13 protein-coding genes are annotated in these 15,389 nt (G+C 70.1%); 8 read left to right on the top strand and 5 right to left on the bottom strand.

Annotated elements, in window-relative coordinates; translation table 11 throughout:
* Positions 1 to 58 precede the first annotated feature (58 nt).
* Genes ACFOYW_RS03925 through katG form a run of 3 tightly spaced genes read left to right on the top strand, consistent with a single transcriptional unit; the run spans position 59 to position 3,181 of the window.
* Positions 59 to 475, top strand: coding sequence for a hypothetical protein (locus tag ACFOYW_RS03925; protein ID WP_449267381.1), 417 nt, complete (start codon positions 59 to 61; stop codon positions 473 to 475).
* Between the two features lie 11 nt (positions 476 to 486).
* The gene (locus ACFOYW_RS03930) at positions 487 to 894 is read left to right on the top strand and encodes a Fur family transcriptional regulator (protein ID WP_449267382.1); all 408 of its coding nucleotides are present in this window, start codon (positions 487 to 489) and stop codon (positions 892 to 894) included.
* 43 nt (positions 895 to 937) lie between these two features.
* A complete protein-coding gene (gene katG, locus ACFOYW_RS03935; RefSeq protein ID WP_390227377.1) occupies positions 938 to 3,181 on the top strand; it encodes a catalase/peroxidase HPI in 2,244 nt (747 codons plus the stop codon).
* Positions 3,182 to 3,246: 65 nt separating this feature from the next.
* On the opposite strand, the gene ACFOYW_RS03940 is transcribed toward katG, so the two are convergent.
* The 4 genes from ACFOYW_RS03940 to ACFOYW_RS03955 form a co-directional block, all read right to left on the bottom strand.
* Positions 3,247 to 3,507, bottom strand: coding sequence for a DUF6458 family protein (locus ACFOYW_RS03940; protein WP_390227378.1), 261 nt, complete (start codon positions 3,505 to 3,507; stop codon positions 3,247 to 3,249).
* Between the two features lie 104 nt (positions 3,508 to 3,611).
* Positions 3,612 to 4,097: a ribose-5-phosphate isomerase gene (locus ACFOYW_RS03945; RefSeq protein ID WP_390227379.1), complete on the bottom strand. Its 486-nt coding sequence runs from the start codon at positions 4,095 to 4,097 to the stop codon at positions 3,612 to 3,614.
* Positions 4,094 to 5,848, bottom strand: a complete 1,755-nt coding sequence (locus ACFOYW_RS03950) for a dihydroxyacetone kinase family protein (RefSeq protein ID WP_390227380.1) — start codon at positions 5,846 to 5,848, stop codon at positions 4,094 to 4,096. The genes ACFOYW_RS03945 and ACFOYW_RS03950 overlap by 4 nt, the downstream gene beginning before the upstream one ends.
* The gene (locus ACFOYW_RS03955; RefSeq protein ID WP_390227381.1) at positions 5,845 to 6,990 is read right to left on the bottom strand and encodes a zinc-binding dehydrogenase; all 1,146 of its coding nucleotides are present in this window, start codon (positions 6,988 to 6,990) and stop codon (positions 5,845 to 5,847) included. The genes ACFOYW_RS03950 and ACFOYW_RS03955 overlap by 4 nt, the downstream gene beginning before the upstream one ends.
* Before the next feature lie 134 nt (positions 6,991 to 7,124).
* On the opposite strand from ACFOYW_RS03955, the gene ACFOYW_RS03960 reads away from it, so the two are divergent.
* The 5 genes from ACFOYW_RS03960 to ACFOYW_RS03980 all read left to right on the top strand — a co-directional run bounded on the left by ACFOYW_RS03960 (position 7,125) and on the right by ACFOYW_RS03980 (position 13,787).
* Positions 7,125 to 7,931, top strand: coding sequence for a GolD/DthD family dehydrogenase (locus tag ACFOYW_RS03960; RefSeq protein ID WP_390227382.1), 807 nt, complete (start codon positions 7,125 to 7,127; stop codon positions 7,929 to 7,931).
* A 64-nt stretch (positions 7,932 to 7,995) separates the two neighbouring features.
* Positions 7,996 to 8,964 carry a sugar-binding transcriptional regulator gene (locus ACFOYW_RS03965; protein WP_390227383.1) on the top strand — a complete coding sequence of 323 codons (969 nt, stop codon included), beginning with the start codon at positions 7,996 to 7,998 and terminating at the stop codon, positions 8,962 to 8,964.
* 82 nt (positions 8,965 to 9,046) lie between these two features.
* Positions 9,047 to 10,459, top strand: coding sequence for a magnesium chelatase (locus tag ACFOYW_RS03970; RefSeq protein WP_390227384.1), 1,413 nt, complete (start codon positions 9,047 to 9,049; stop codon positions 10,457 to 10,459).
* Positions 10,452 to 12,524 carry a hypothetical protein gene (locus ACFOYW_RS03975; protein WP_390227385.1) on the top strand — a complete coding sequence of 691 codons (2,073 nt, stop codon included), beginning with the start codon at positions 10,452 to 10,454 and terminating at the stop codon, positions 12,522 to 12,524. The genes ACFOYW_RS03970 and ACFOYW_RS03975 overlap by 8 nt, the downstream gene beginning before the upstream one ends.
* Positions 12,525 to 12,629: 105 nt before the next feature.
* A complete protein-coding gene (locus ACFOYW_RS03980; RefSeq protein ID WP_390227894.1) occupies positions 12,630 to 13,787 on the top strand; it encodes an ArsB/NhaD family transporter in 1,158 nt (385 codons plus the stop codon).
* A 147-nt stretch (positions 13,788 to 13,934) separates the two neighbouring features.
* Here the strand turns inward: ACFOYW_RS03980 and ACFOYW_RS03985 are convergent, their stop codons facing one another.
* Positions 13,935 to 15,338, bottom strand: coding sequence for an MFS transporter (locus tag ACFOYW_RS03985; protein ID WP_390227386.1), 1,404 nt, complete (start codon positions 15,336 to 15,338; stop codon positions 13,935 to 13,937).
* Positions 15,339 to 15,389 lie beyond the last annotated feature (51 nt).

The raw sequence follows: 15,389 nt of genomic DNA on the forward strand, positions 1-15,389 counted from the left end.
ATCGTGCGCGATCGGGCCGTTCCTGCGGCTGTTCGACGAGCGGTTCACGCTCGAGGCGCTGCGAGCGGTCGAGGTGGAGCTGACGATCACCGGCGACGACGGCTTTGAACTACACGAGGTGAGCGCGGTCGCTCAGATGAGTCGCACTTTCGAGGAGTTGGTCGAGCACGCGATCGGCGCGCATCACCGGTACCCCGACGGGTTCGTGCTGTTCACCGGCACGATGTTCGCACCGACGCAGGATCGGGACGAGCCTGGCGGCGGCTTCACGCATCATCGAGGGGACCGGGTGACCATTGCGACGCCGAAGCTCGGGTCGCTCGTCAACGAGGTCACCACCGCGGAGGACGCGGAGGACTGGGATTTCGGCATCCGTGCCCTGATGTCNCCTTGCGACGGCACCGGACGGTCACCCAACGTTTTCTTGACTCGATCAAGATTGGCGGCCAGACTGACAACGTGGCAACTGCGGTAGACATCGAGCGGATGCTTCGCGATGCGGGCCTGCGCGTCACGCGCCCGCGTCTCGCCGTCTTCGGCGCCGTGTGCCGGAATCCGCATTCCGACACCGACACCCTCATCAGTGCAGCTCGCGCAGAACTGCCCGAGGTCTCACATCAGGCCGTCTACGACACGCTGCACGCCCTGACGCAGGCGCGTCTCGTCCGGAAGATCCAGCCGCAGGGCTCGCTCGCCCGCTACGAGGCGCGCGTCGGTGACAACCACCATCACGCCGTCTGCCGCTCCTGCGGCGCCGTCGAAGACGTCGACTGCGCAGTCGGCGAGGCGCCCTGTCTCGCGCCGTCCGACTCGCACGGCTTCCAGATCGAGACCGCCGAGGTCGTGTACTGGGGCCTGTGCCCTGCGTGCGCCGCCGCTGAACCGGCCGCCTGACCCTGTCCGTATTTCTCCGCCCATCCATCCCGGAAGGAACCTCATGTCCGACCCTGAACAGCACGGCGTATTCACCACCGACGACGCCGTCCAGCCGACCGGCCCGGCAGCCGAGCGCGAGCAGGCTGCGGCCGAATGCCCGGTGCCGCACGGCCAGCGCGCCCCGCACCCGACCAGCGGCGCGGCCAACCACGGCTGGTGGCCCGACCGGCTCAACCTCAAGATCCTGGCGAAGAACCAGCCGGTCCTGAACCCCTACGGCACCGAGTTCGACTACCGCGAGGCGTTCAAGACGATCGACCTCACCGCCGTCAAGCAGGACATCGCCGAGGCGCTCACCACCTCGCAGCCGTGGTGGCCGGCCGACTTCGGCAACTACGCCCCCCTGATCATCCGCATGGCATGGCACAGCGCCGGCACCTACCGCGTGCAGGACGGCCGCGGTGGCGGCGGCACGGGCCAGCAGCGCTTCGCGCCGCTCAACTCCTGGCCCGACAACGTGAGTCTCGACAAGGCCCGTCGCCTGCTCTGGCCGGTGAAGAAGAAGTACGGCAAGAACATCTCGTGGGGCGACCTGATGATCCTGTCGGGGAACGTCGCGCTCGAGATCATGGGCTTTAAGACCTTCGGCTTCGCCGGCGGCCGGATCGACGCGTGGGAGCCCGACGACGACATCTACTGGGGCCCCGAGACCACCTGGCTCGGTGACGAGCGGCACAACGGTCCGGACCGTGCACTCGACGACCCGCTCGCCGCGGTCGTGATGGGCCTGATCTACGTCGACCCGGAGGGCCCGCACGGCAGCGCGGACCCGCTCGCCTCCGCTCACGACATCCGTGAGACCTTCGGGCGGATGGCGATGAACGACGAAGAGACCGTCGCGCTGATCGCGGGCGGTCACACCTTCGGCAAGACCCACGGCAACGCGCCGGCCGACGCGCCGGGCCCGAACCCCGAGGCCGCGCCGTTCGAGCAGCAGGGTCTCGGCTGGAAGAGCGACTACAAGTCGGGCGTCGGCATCGACGCGATCACCTCGGGCCTCGAGGTCACGTGGACCTACCACCCCATCCGGTGGGACAACGAGTTCCTGCACATCCTGTTCGCGTACGAGTGGGAGCTGTTCGAGTCGCCCGCGGGCGCGAAGCAGTGGCGCCCCAAGGACAACGGCGGCGCCGACATGGTCCCCGAGTCGTTCGGCGACGGCCGGCGCGAGCCGCGCATGCTGACGAGCGACCTCGCGCTGCGTGCTGACCCTGCGTACGAGGCGATCGCGCGGCGCTTCAAGGACGACTTCGACGCCTTCGCGGATGCGTTCGCCCGTGCGTGGTTCAAGCTGACCCACCGCGACATGGGCCCGATCTCGCGCTACCTCGGCCCCGAGGTGCCGAGCGAGGAGCTCATCTGGCAGGACCCGGTCCCCGCGGCGCCCGGCACGCTGAGCGACGCGGACATCGCCTCTCTCAAGAGTGCGATCGAGGCATCCGGCCTCACGATCTCGCAGCTCGTCTCGACGGCGTGGGCCTCCGCGTCCAGCTTCCGAGGCAGCGACAAGCGCGGCGGCGCCAACGGCGCGCGCATCGCGCTCGAGCCGCAGCGCTCATGGGCGGTCAACAACCCCGAGCAGCTGTCGATCGTGCTGGCGAAGCTGCGGGAGATCACGAACGCGTCCAGCGCTCCGGTGTCGCTCGCCGACCTGATCGTGCTGGCCGGAAACGTCGGTGTCGAGCAGGCGGCCAAGGCGGCCGGTGTCGAGATCGAGGTCGGATTCAGCCAGGGCCGTGGCGACGCGACGCAGGAGCAGACGGACGTCGAGTCGTTCGGCTACCTCGAGCCCAAGCAGGACGGATTCCGGAACTACTACGGTGTCCAGTCGGTCCTGCCCGAAGAGCACGTCTTCATCGACCGCGCCAACCTGCTCACCCTCTCGGCGCCCGAGGCGACCGTGCTGGTCGGCGGCCTGCGCGCGCTCGGTGCCAACTGGGACGGCTCGAACCTCGGCGTGTTCGGCGAGGGCACGGGAGCGCTGACGAACGAGTTCTTCGTCACGCTGCTCGACCTCGGCACCACGTGGACACCGCTCGACGAAGGCGGCCACGCCTACCGAGGCACGACCGCCGAGGGCAAGACGATCATCGGCTCGCGCGTCGACCTGCTGTTCGGCGCCAACTCCGAGCTCCGCGCCGTCGCTGAGGTGTACGCGCAGGACGACGCGAAGGAGAAGTTCGTCGCGGACTTCGCCGCCGCGTGGCAGAAGGTCATGGAGCTCGACCGCTTCGACATCCGGTAGTCACGCAGTGAACACAGAAGAGGCCGCCCTACGGGGCGGCCTCTTCTGCTGTAGTGGAAGGCGACTCACACGTACGGGTCGCCGGGACGATCGGTGGTGCTGCGGCGCACGCGCTCGCCGCTCGCCGGGTCGACGTAGTCGTGCTGCACGACGGTCTGCCGACGACGCGTGGTGATCAGGACGATGCCGAGGATGATGCCGACGGCTCCCGCGACCATCAGGATGTAGCCGACGACGGTCAGGCTGACCCATGCGACCTGCACGTGAACAGCGAATGCGAGGATCGCGCCGATCACGAAGAGGACGATTCCGGTACCGAGACTCATGACTATTCCTTTCCTTGACCGCCCGAACGTACCGATCAGAGCACGTGACGGTCAGGGGGTTGACACGAGTCCCGCATGGGGGCGGATGCGGGCGGGCGGCCTACCTACGCGTCGATGCCGACCGGCGCGCTGCCGTCGTACCGGCAGATCGCGTCGACCTTCGCCGCCGACCGCGAGCTCGAGTCGAAGACGTAGCCGAGCCATTCCGTGGCGAGGCGGCGGGCGAGCTCGACGCCGATGACGCGTTGGCCCATGCAGAGCACCTGAGCGTCGTTCGACAGCACCGAACGCTCGACCGAATACGAGTCGTGCGCGGTGGCCGCGCGGATGCCGGGCACCTTGTTCGCCGAGATCGCCATGCCGAGCCCCGTGCCGCAGATGAGGATCGCGCGATCGGCTTCGCCGGCGGCGACCTTGCGGGCGGCGTCGACGGCGATGTGCGGATAGTCGGTGTGGCCATCGGCGTCGACCCCGACATCCACGACACTCGCGACCCGGGGGTCGGCTTCGAGGTCCCTCTTGATGATCTCTTTGTATTCGTAGCCTGCGTCGTCGGACCCGACGACCAGGCGCCAGCTGAGTTCGGTCATGCGTTCGTCCCTTCTGTGGTGGCCGCGATGGATGCTTGATGCGCGGTCAGAGTGTCAGCGATGGTCGTGAGGATCATGCCCATGGATGTCGCGCCGGCGTCGGGAGTGCCCACGCTCTTCTCGGCGAGCGGCCGTGCCCGGCCGACCTTGGGCCGCAGCTCGGCGGTCGCCCGGGCTTCGCGCTCCGCGACCTGCGCTGCGGCGCCCCACGCGACGGCCAGGTCGTCGCCCGCGTCGACACGCTCTCGCAGTGCGTCGACGAAGGGCAGCAGAGCGTCCAGCAGCGTCTTGTCGCCGCGGGCGGCGCCGCCGAGGTGCTGAATCGACTCGGCGAAGGCCGCCGCCGCGTCCACGACGACCTGAGGGCTCACCTGCTCGGCGTCGTCGCCGATGGAGCGGCCGAAGGCCTCGAGTCCGGCGCCCCACAGCACGCCTGAGGTGCCGCCGGCGTACTCGGCCCACGCGGAGCCCGCCCGCCCGAGCAGGAAGGCGATCCCTGCGGCCTCGTCGGCGCGCCCGGCGGCCTTCGCCGCGGCGCCGACGCCCTTGACCATGCCGCGGCCGTGGTCGCCGTCGCCGGCGACCGCGTCGATGCGCCCGAGGGTGTCCTCTTCGCGGCGCAGCAGCTCGTCCATGGCCCGCAGCGCCGCGCGCACCGTGAGCGCGGCGCGCTGTGACGCGGGGGTCGCCGGCGGGGTGGCATCGTCGCGCTCGGCCGCGTCGGCGACGGATGCCGCGGGGACCAGCGCGCTGACCGGGGCGGCCATCTTGCGGTAGCCCGGGGTATAGGCATCCGCTCGCCACAGCCGTTCGAGCTCGTCGTCGAGCCACTGCAGCGTCAGCGAGCAGCCACCCATGTCGAGACTCGTGACGATCTCGCCGACCTCCGGTTCGACGAGGGTCAGCCCGCGCGCCTCCAGGAGCGGCGCGATGCGCCCCCAGAGCAGGAACAGCTCCTCGTACTTCGTGTCGCCGAGCCCGTTGAGCATGGGTGCGACGCGTTCGCCGGCCACGGGGGAGCGGTCGGCGAACAGCTTGTCGACGAGCAGATGGGCCAGCTCGGTGGCGCGCAGCATCGGCACGTCCTCGATGCCCGGCTCGCCGTGGATTCCGAGACCGAGACCGAGGTGGCCGGCGGGAACCGTGAACAGCGGTTCCTGGGCGCCGGGCATCGTGCAGCCGCTGAAGGCGACGCCGATCGTGCGGGTTGCGAGGTTCGAGGCGTTGCCGATGCGTTCGACCTCGTCCAGGTCGGACCCTTCCGCGGCCGCTGCGCCCATCGCCTTGAACACCGAGAAATCCCCGGCTATGCCGCGCCGGTCGGCGACGGCGGTGGCTGAGGCGATGTCGTCGGTGGCGACCACGATGCGCGTGTCGATGCCCTCGGCGCGCAGACGCTCGGCAGCAAGGCCGAAGTTCATGTTGTCGCCCGCGTAGTTGCCGAAGCTCAGCACGACCCCGCGGCCCTGATCGGCGGCCTTGGCGACGGAGTAGACCTGCGCCGCGGAGGGCGACGTGAAGATGTTCCCGACGACGGCCCCGGTCGCGAGGCCCGGGCCGACCGTGCCGCAGAACGCCGGGTAGTGGCCCGACCCGCCGCCGATCACGACGGCGACCTGCGGCGCCGCGCCGGCGGTCGGGAGCGCCACGACCCCGCCGTGCACCCCGCGCACACGGTCGGCGTAGAGGGCGAGCCAACCGGCCAGCTGGTCGTCGGCGAAGTCCTGCGGGTCGTCATAGATCGTGGTCACTCTGCGGACTCCTCGGTGTTCGCCCACGACGGGATGATCGAGACCTTGATGGAAGCGCCGGACGAGTCGCCGACGAGATCGAGAGCCTCCTGGAACTTCTCGAGCGGGAACTGGTGGGTGCAGATCTCCGCCATCGGCAGGGTCTCGGCTTCGAGCAGCTTGATCGCCGCCGGCCAGGTGTGGGGCCCGAGGTGGGCGCCGCGAACGTCGAGCTCCTTGTCGTCGGAGATGATCGACCAGTCGACCGACACCGGGTCCTTGAACACGGAGTATTCGACGAACGTGCCGAGCTTGCGGAGCAGGTTGAGCCCCTGCGGCACGGCCGACGGGTGGCCGGTCGCCTCGATGTAGACGTCGGCGCCGTAGCCGCCCGTGAGCTCCTTGACCCGCGCGACCGCGTCATCGTGGGCGATGTTGATGGCGATGTCGGCGCCGACGCGGCGGGCGAGTTCGAGCTTCGCGTCGACGACGTCGAGCGAGATGATGCGCAGCGGATTCTTCTGCCGGGTGCCCGCGATCGCGGACAGTCCGATCGGCCCGGCGCCCGCGATGACCACGGTGTCGCCGAATTTGATCTCTGCACGCTCCACGGCGTGGAACGCGCACGACAGCGGCTCCGCGAATGCGGCGACCTGGGGTTCGAGGGCGCGGCTCACGGGGTGCACCAGAGCCTGTGTCGGCACGAGCACGTACTCGGCCATCGCGCCGTCGTAGCCCTTGAAGCCGAACATGTCATGGACCTCGCACATCCAGTACGCGCCCTCGAGGCAGTACTTGCACTCCCAGCACGGCACGATCTGCTCGCAGGCGACGCGGTCGCCGAGGCCGATCCCGCGTTTGGCGAGCGCCGCGTCGTCGCCTGCGACGACGGTGCCGACGAACTCGTGGCCGGGAATCCGATCCCGCTCGGCCCAGGCCGGGCGGTTCTCGTCGCCCCAGAACTTCGCGGCGCCGTGGTAGCACTTGAGGTCGCTGGCGCAGATGCCGACGGCGTCGGTGCGCAGCAGCAGCTCGCCGGGCCCGGGCTGCGGCACCGGGCGCGTCTCGAGCCGGTAGTCGCCGGGGCCGTGCACGACTACAGCGCGCATGGTGGGTGGGATCTGGCGCGTAGCGGGCTCGGTGGTGGTGGTCGGCGATGACATGGCTGTCCTCCGTTGGCTCAGCGATTGGGCTACCGTTCGCAACCCTACACGACGGTGAACAGATGTCCAGCACATTATTTCTGCTACTCTCAGCCCATAGAATCAGCCACCACACCGCCGTGGAAGGAACACACATGACCGAGTCGGACTTCACCGATCGTTTGCGCCCCGGTCCGGAGCGCGTCGACCTCAGCCTGTCGCTCGAGGGGCGCATCGCGATCGTGACGGGCGGCGCATCCGGCATCGGCAACGCCATCGCCGTGGCCTTCGCCGAGCGCGGCGCGCGGGTCGTGATCGCCGACCTCCGTGCCGACGCCGTCGAGGCCGCAGCGGCTGCTCTTCCGGGCGGCGGCGAACGGCACCTCGGCGTCGTGTGCGACGTCACGGACGAAGCATCCGTCGAGTCCGCTGTCGCGCGCGTCGAGGCCTCGCTCGGCACGCCGCAGATCCTCGTCAACTGTGCGGGCATCGCTCTGCTCGCGCCCGCCGAGGAACTCTCGAGCCGCGACTGGTCGCGCACGCTCGACGTCAACCTGACCGGCACGTTCCGGGTCGCGCAGGCGGTCGGGCGACGGATGCTCGAGGCCGGCTACGGCCGCATCGTCAACATCGCGTCGCAAGCGGCCCACGTCGGGCTCGCCCAGCACGCCGCGTACTCCGCGTCGAAGGCCGCCGTCACGGGGCTCACCCGCGTGCTTGCGCTCGAGTGGGGCCCGCGCGGCGTGACGACGAACACCGTGTCGCCGACGGTCGTGCTCACGGACCTCGGCCGGGCCGCGTGGGCCAACGAAGCCGGCGTCGCGCACCAGGCGGAGATCCCGACGGGTCGCTTCGCGACGCCGGCCGAGATCGCGGCGGCCGTGCTCTATCTCGCGAGCGACGCCGCGGCGATGGTCAACGGCACCGACCTCAGGGTCGACGGCGGATTCACGATCCGCTGAGCGACGAGACGCTAGCATGGCCGCGGCCGGTGGCGGTGCACGGTCGCGGGGGAGGGACCGGACGATGACGGAGCCACGGGTGCAACCCCAAGCGGCGCCTGCCCACGACCGCAATCCGCTCGAGCTCGTCTACCAGGCTGCGCGCATGTACTACCTCGAGGACGCGACGCAGGCCGAGATCGCGGTCCGGCTCGGTGTCTCGCGCCCGACGGTGAGCAGGCTCGTCGCCGAGGCGCGTCGCGCCGGGCTCGTGCACATCGAGGTGACCGACCCGTTCGAGGAAGAGACCTCGGCGCTCGCGGCCCGGCTCGCCGCCGCGCTCGGTGTCCGCGCCGTGTATCTCGCGGCGGTGACGCATGCCGCAACCCTCGGCTCCGATCTCGCCGCGCCGCTCGCCGCGGCGGTCGAGGCGATGGCCCTCGCGCCCGGCGACGCCCTGCTGATCTCCTCGGGCCGCACGCTGTACGAGATCGCCCGGAACGGCATGCCGCCGCTCGCCGGCGTGCAGCTCGCGCCGACCGTCGGCGGCCAGGCCGACCCGCTGCCGTGGTTTCAGACGAACGAGATCACGCGCACGGCCGCCGAGCGCTCCGGCGCCTTCCCGGCGTTCCTCTTCGCCCAGGCGCTCCCGAGTGCCGCGATGCGCGCGTCGCTCGACGAAGACCCGGCGTTCCAGCACGTGATCGGGCTGTGGGGCCGTGCGAAGGGCGCCATCGTCGGCGTCGGCGCCCCCATCGCCACGCGCGACGCACTGACCAGGGGCATCCCGGTCGAGTCCGACGTGTTCGACACGGCGGCCGGCGACGTCTGTCTCAACTTCTTCGGGCCGACGGGCGACCCGATCGAGTTCCCCGGCAGTGACCGGATGGTGCGCACCCCGCGCGCACTGCTCGCCGCACTGCCGCACGCGGTCGGCGTCGCGGTCGGCGGCGCAAAGGTGCCGAGCATCGTGGGCGCCGCTCGCGGCCGGCTCATCAACGAGCTCGTGACGGATGCTGCGACGGCGCGCGCCCTGCTCGACGCCCTCGCGTGACTCGCCCGGGCTTGCTGAGGCTCCGGTAAGCAACTGGTTACGGCGGGTGCCGGATTGACACCCCCGGGGTTAGCCTGCAGAAATGACGGACTCCAGCGCGGATGCACCGACCACCACCCCCACCATCGCCACTCTCGGCGAACTGCGCGCGAGCGGCCATCAGCAGAAGCCGCTGCGGGCCGAACTGCGCGACAACCTGATCGCCAAGCTGCGCGCGAAGCAGAATCCGTGGCCCGGCTTGCACGGGTTCGAGTCGACGGTCATCCCGCAGCTCGAGCGCGCTCTCATCGCCGGCCACGACGTCGTGCTGCTGGGAGAGCGCGGTCAGGGCAAGACCCGCCTCCTGCGCACCATCGGCGGCCTGCTCGACGAGTGGACGCCGGTGATCGCCGGCAGCGAGCTCGCCGAGCATCCGTACGAGCCGATCACTCACGAGTCGCGCCGCCGCGCCGCGCAACTGGGCGACGAGCTGCCGGTCGAGTGGCGACACCGCTCCGAGCGCTACGTCGAGAAACTGGCCACGCCCGATACGAGCGTGGCCGACCTGATCGGCGACGTCGACCCGATGAAGGTCGCCGAAGGGCGCTCGCTCGGCGATCCGGAGACCATTCACTTCGGTCTGATCCCGCGCAGTCACCGCGGCATCGTGGCGATCAACGAGCTGCCGGACCTCGCCGAGCGCATCCAGGTGTCGATGCTCAACGTGATGGAGGAGCGCGACATCCAGATCCGCGGCTATGTGCTACGGCTGCCGCTCGACGTGCTCGTCGTCGCCTCGGCGAACCCCGAGGACTACACGAACCGCGGCCGCATCATCACGCCGCTGAAGGACCGCTTCGGGGCCGAGATCCGCACGCACTACCCGCGGCGGCTCGAGGCAGAGATGGCCGTCATCCGCCAGGAGGCCGAGTTGGTCGCCGACGTGCCCGACCACCTCATCGAGGTGCTCGCGCGCTTCACGCGGGCGCTGCGCGAGTCGCCGTCGATCGACCAGCGCAGCGGCGTCAGCGCGCGGTTCGCGATCGCCGGCGCCGAGACGATCGCGGCTTCGGCGCTGCATCGCGCCGCCGCGAACGGCGAGGCGGATGCCGTGGCCCGGGTCGTCGACCTGCAGACGGCGGTCGACGTGCTCGGCGGCAAACTCGAGTTCGAAACCGGTGAGGAGGGCCGCGAGGCCGAGGTCCTCACCCACCTGCTGCGCACCGCCACCGCCGACACCGTGCGCGAGCACTTCCGTGGGCTCGACTTCGGCGCACTCGTCGAGGCGATCGAGAACGGTGCGATGGTCGTCACCGGCGAGGACGTCGCCGCGCAGGAGTTCCTCGCGGGGCTCCCGGTGCTCGGGGAATCCGAACTCTACGACGAGACGGCCGCGCGACTCGGCGCCCGGACGGACGGCGAGCGCGCCGCCGCCATCGAGCTCGCCCTCGAGGGCCTCTACCTCGCGCGCAAGGTCGGCAAGGACACCGACGGGAGTGAGACGGTCTATGGCTGAGCGCGAACCCGGCGAGAGCGCGGCGGCGCGGCGCCTGGCGCAGGCGCACGCCGCGCGCTTCCGCCGCTACACCGGTGGCGACCCCCTCGCACCGCCCGTCGACCTCGCCGAGGCGCTCGACAAGATCGGCGAGCAGGTGATGGCCGGTTACTCGGCCGAGCGCGCGATGCGCGAGTACCTGCGCCGGGGCAGCGAGGGGCGGCGGGGTCTCGACGACCTCGGTCGGCGGGTGTCCGAGCGGCGGCGCGAGCTGCTCTCGCGGCACAAGCTCGACGGCACGCTGGAAGAGATCAAGCAGCTGCTCGAGCGGGCCGTGCTCGAGGAGCGCAAGCAGCTCGCTCGCGACGTCGACCTCGACGACATGGAGCGCTCGTTCGCCGAGACCCGGCTCGAGAACCTGCCCGCCTCGACCTCGGCAGCGGTCAACGAGCTGTCGGACTACCAGTGGCGGTCGAGTGAGGCGAAGGCCGACTACGACAAGATCAAAGACCTGCTCGGCCGTGAGCTGCTCGATCAGCGCTTCGGAGGCATGAAGCAGGCGCTCGAGAACGTGACGGATGCCGATCGGCAGGCCGTCAGCGAGATGCTCGCCGACCTCAACGAACTGCTCGAGAAGCACGCCGCCGGGCAGGACACCCCGGAGGACTTCGACGACTTCATGTCGAAGCACGGCGGATTCTTCCCCGAGAACCCGCAGAACGTCGACGAGCTCATCGACGCACTCGCGAAGCGTTCGGCGGCAGCCCAGCGCATGCTCAACTCGATGACGGCGGAACAGCGCGAAGAGCTGTTCAACCTGTCGGCGCAGGCGTTCGGCTCGCCGGAACTCATGCAGCAGCTCGCTCGGCTCGACCAGAGCCTGCAGGCGCTCAGACCGGGTGAGGACTGGGCCGGGTCGGAGCGCTTCGACGGCGACCAGCCCCTCGGCCTCGGTGAGGGTGCCGGCGTGCTTCAGGACCTCGCCGACCTCGATGAGCTCGCCGAGCAGCTGTCGCAGTCTTACGAGGGCGCGCGCATGGACGACGTCGACCTCGACAAGCTCGCGCGCCAGCTGGGGAACGAGGCCGCCGTCGACGCGCGCACTCTGCGCGAGCTCGAGCGCGCGCTGCGTCGCGACGGTACCCTGCGTCGCGACTCGGCGGGGCGGCTGCAGCTGTCGCCGAAGGCGATGCGGCAGCTGGGGAAGACCCTGCTGAAGGACATCGCCCAGCGGATGTCCCAGCGCCAGGGCGAGCGCGAGCTGCGGCAGGCAGGCGCCGCCGGCGACCTGTCCGGCTCGTCTCGGCAGTGGGCTTTCGGTGACACCGAGCCGTGGGATATCCCTCGGACCGTGCTCAACGGCATCCGTCGCCGTTCGGGCGATCCGGCCGGCAGGCTCATCGAGATCGACGACGTCGAGGTGGCCGAGACCGAGTCCCGCACGCAGGCCGCGGTCGCGCTCCTCGCCGACACCTCGTTCTCGATGGAGATCGACGGGCGCTGGGTGCCGATGAAGCGCACGGCCCTCGCCCTGCACACACTGATCTCGAGCCGCTTCCGCGGAGACGACCTGCAGCTGATCGGCTTCGGGCGGCACGCCGAGGTGATGCAGATCGAGGAACTGACGTCGCTCGAGGCCAGCTGGGCGAAGGGCACGAACCTGCACCACGCGCTGCTGCTCGCGAACCGGCATTTCCGCAAGCATCCGAACGCGCAGCCGGTACTGCTCATCGTGACCGACGGCGAGCCGACCTCGCACCTCGAGCCGGACGGCGACGTGCGGTTCTCCTACCCGCCGCACCCCGTGACGATCGCGTTCACGCTGCGCGAGCTCGAGAACTCCATGCGGCTCGGCGCGCAGATCACCTTCTTCCGGCTGGGCGACGACCCGAGCCTGGCGCGTTTCGTCGACAACATGGCGAAGCGGGTCGACGGCAAGGTCGTCGCGCCGGAACTCGACGACCTCGGGGCCGCCGTGGTCGGGTCCTACCTGGGCTCGCGCTCCTGGTCGTCGGACGGCGGCGCCGCGGGCGGCTTCAACGACTGGGGTGGCTGGGGCGGCCGCGGCTACTGGGCGAACGGCTGAGCGAGCCGCTGAGCGGTCGCCGAATACGCAGTAGATGCGCGCCGACGCAGATCGGCACGACAATGAGTGCGGATTCGGCGCGATAGCGTCGGACGCGTGACTCCGCTGCGCACCGCTCTCATCGGGGCGGTGCTGCTCGTGGCCGGCGGCATCGCGTTGGCGACCGGGGCGCTCCCCGTCGGCGACGCCGAAGCGCTGGGCATCCGTGTCTGGCCCGTCCTGCTGTTCGTCGTCGCGATCACGATCGTCGCCGAGCTTGCGACCGCGGCCGGGCTGTTCGATGTGATCGCGGGCCTCGCCGCCCGGTGGGGTCGCAACCGCGCGTGGCTGCTCTGGCTGCTGATCGCGCTCGTCGCGGTCGTGAGCACCGTGTTCCTGTCCCTCGACACGACGGCGGTGCTGCTCACGCCGATCGTCGTCATGCTCGCGCGCCGAATCGGCCTCAATCCGCTGCCGTTCGCACTCACCACGGTCTGGATCGCCAACACGGCGTCGCTCCTGCTACCTGTGTCCAACCTGACGAATCTGCTGGCCGAGCAGCACCTCGGCGGCATCGGTCCCGCCGCATTCGCCGCCGCCTCGTGGCCGGCGCAGCTCGTTGGCGTACTCGCGCCGCTCGCCCTTGTCGCGCTGATCTATCGACGTGAGCTCGCCAAGGGGTATGACGCCCCGGAGATCGAGCCGGTCGCCGACCGACGGCTGACCGTGGTCGCGGCCATCGTCATGCTCGCGCTCGTGATCGCGCTGGTCTCGGGCGCCCCCGTGTGGATCCCCGCCGTGGTCGCGGCCGCCGTGCTCGTCGTGGCCTTCGGGCTGCGGCGTCCGAGTGAGCTCCGCGTCGGGCTGCTGCCGTGGCCGACGATCGTGCTGTGCTGCGGCCTGTTCCTGGCCGTCGCGGCACTCGATGCGATCGGACTGAGACGGATGCTCGAGGCCGTCGTCCCGACCGGCGACAGCATGCTCGCGCTTCTCGGCGTCGCAGCGACCGGCGGGGTCGCGGCCAACCTCGTCAACAACCTGCCGGCGTATCTCGCGATCGAGCCGGCCGTGCGGGGCCTGCTGCCGGGGCTCGCGCTGCTCGTCGGCGTCAACGCGGGGCCCCTCATCACACCGTGGGCGTCCCTCGCGACGTTGCTCTGGCACGAGCGGCTGCAGCGCCTCGGCGTCAGCATCCGGTGGTCGCGCTACATGCTGCTGGGTGCGATTCTGGCGCCCGTGACCGTGGTGCTGGCGACGCTCGCGTTGCGTGTGTCGTCGTCGTGATCGTCCGCGCTACACCTACGGGACGGCGCGACAGCCGCGACAGTCGCGCCCTCCCGCACCTGTAGCGCGACCCGCGTGAGCCGGGAGCCCGGGGACCGGGAGCCAAGGGACCGGGAACCGATTGGCCCGGAGTCAGGGAGAGAGGGGCTACCAGGAACCGCGGTGCTCCGGCACGAGAAGCACGGTCGGCGTCACTGCGATGAGCGTGCCGGCGAGCACCAGGAAGGAGATGCCGAGTGACAGACCCGGATCGCTCGCCCTGGCGATCACGGCGGTGACGACCGAGACGGCCATGATCGAGCCGGCTTGGCGGAACATGCCTCGCAATCCGGAGACCCCCGCGATCTGGCCCTTCGCGAACTGCAGCGTGGCGTTGTTGGCCGCGGGCACCGACAGCCCCATGCCCAGACCGGTGATGGCGGCGGCGATCGACAGCCACAAGTAGGGACTCGCGCCCGGCGGTGTGAAGAACATCATGACGAGGCCGCCGGAGACGAGCAGGAAACCGACCACCATCGGCATGCGGTAGCCGGTGCGCCGCAGAGCGAACACCGCGAGGCCCGCGATGCAGATCATGCCGACGGCGCGGGCGGTGAGAAGCGTTCCGGATTCGAGCGGAGGAATGCCGAAGCGTTCCTGCGCGTACAGCGGTACGAGCGCGCTGAAGCCGATGGCCGCCGCGCCGTAGAGGAAGTTGATCAGGTTCATGATGCCGAAGCCCTTGCCGACGAGCAGCTGCATCGAGATGAACGGATGCGGGGCGCGCCGGGTGTGGCGCACGAAGAGCCACCCGAACGCGATCGCGACGAGCTCGGGCACGAGCACGCCGGGCGAGTACCACTTGGCCCCGTCGCCGAGGGTCGCGATGCCGAGCATCGCCGCGAGGATGGTCGCCGCCATGGTGAGGCTGCCGACGATGTCGAGGCGGCCGCCGCGGCGGCCTTCGGTGGTGGGGAAGAAGATCGAGCCGAGGATGATCAGCGCGACGCCGATCGGCACATTGACGAGGAAGATGCCGCGCCACGACCAGTAGGTGACGAAGATGCCGCCCAGGATCGGTCCGACCACGCCGCCGATGGGGAAGATGCTTGTGAACATGCCGAGGGCGCGGTCCCGGTTTCGTCCGAAGTGGTCGGAGACGATGCCGCTCGCCGCGGGCATGATCGAACCGCCGCCCAGGGCCTGGATCGCACGCAGCACGACGAGCATGTAGATGTTCTGCGACAGCCCGCACAGCAGCGACGTCACGGTGAACAGCACGATCGCCAGCACGAACACTCGCTTGCGGCCATAGATGTCGCTGATCTTGCCAGCGAGCGGCATGACCAGAACCTGGCCGAGCGAATAGATCGTGATCGTCCACGCGCCCCATTGCACGCCCGCGTGCAATTCTCGCTGGATCGAGGTCAGCGCCGTCGCGACGACCGTCTGGTCGACGGAGGCCATGAACAGGCCCATCGACACGATGACGAAGACGAGCTTGCGCCGGGGCAGCGGCTCATCGTCGGCGCGAGCTGCAACAGGAGTGTCGGCCTTCGCAGTCTGTGTCACGAGGCCAGAATACCTTTAGTTGTCGCGTGCTAACTAGTTTCGGCCGACGGC

Source organism: Gryllotalpicola reticulitermitis, assembly GCF_042651345.1.
Taxonomy (GTDB): Bacteria; Actinomycetota; Actinomycetes; order Actinomycetales; family Microbacteriaceae; genus Gryllotalpicola; species Gryllotalpicola reticulitermitis.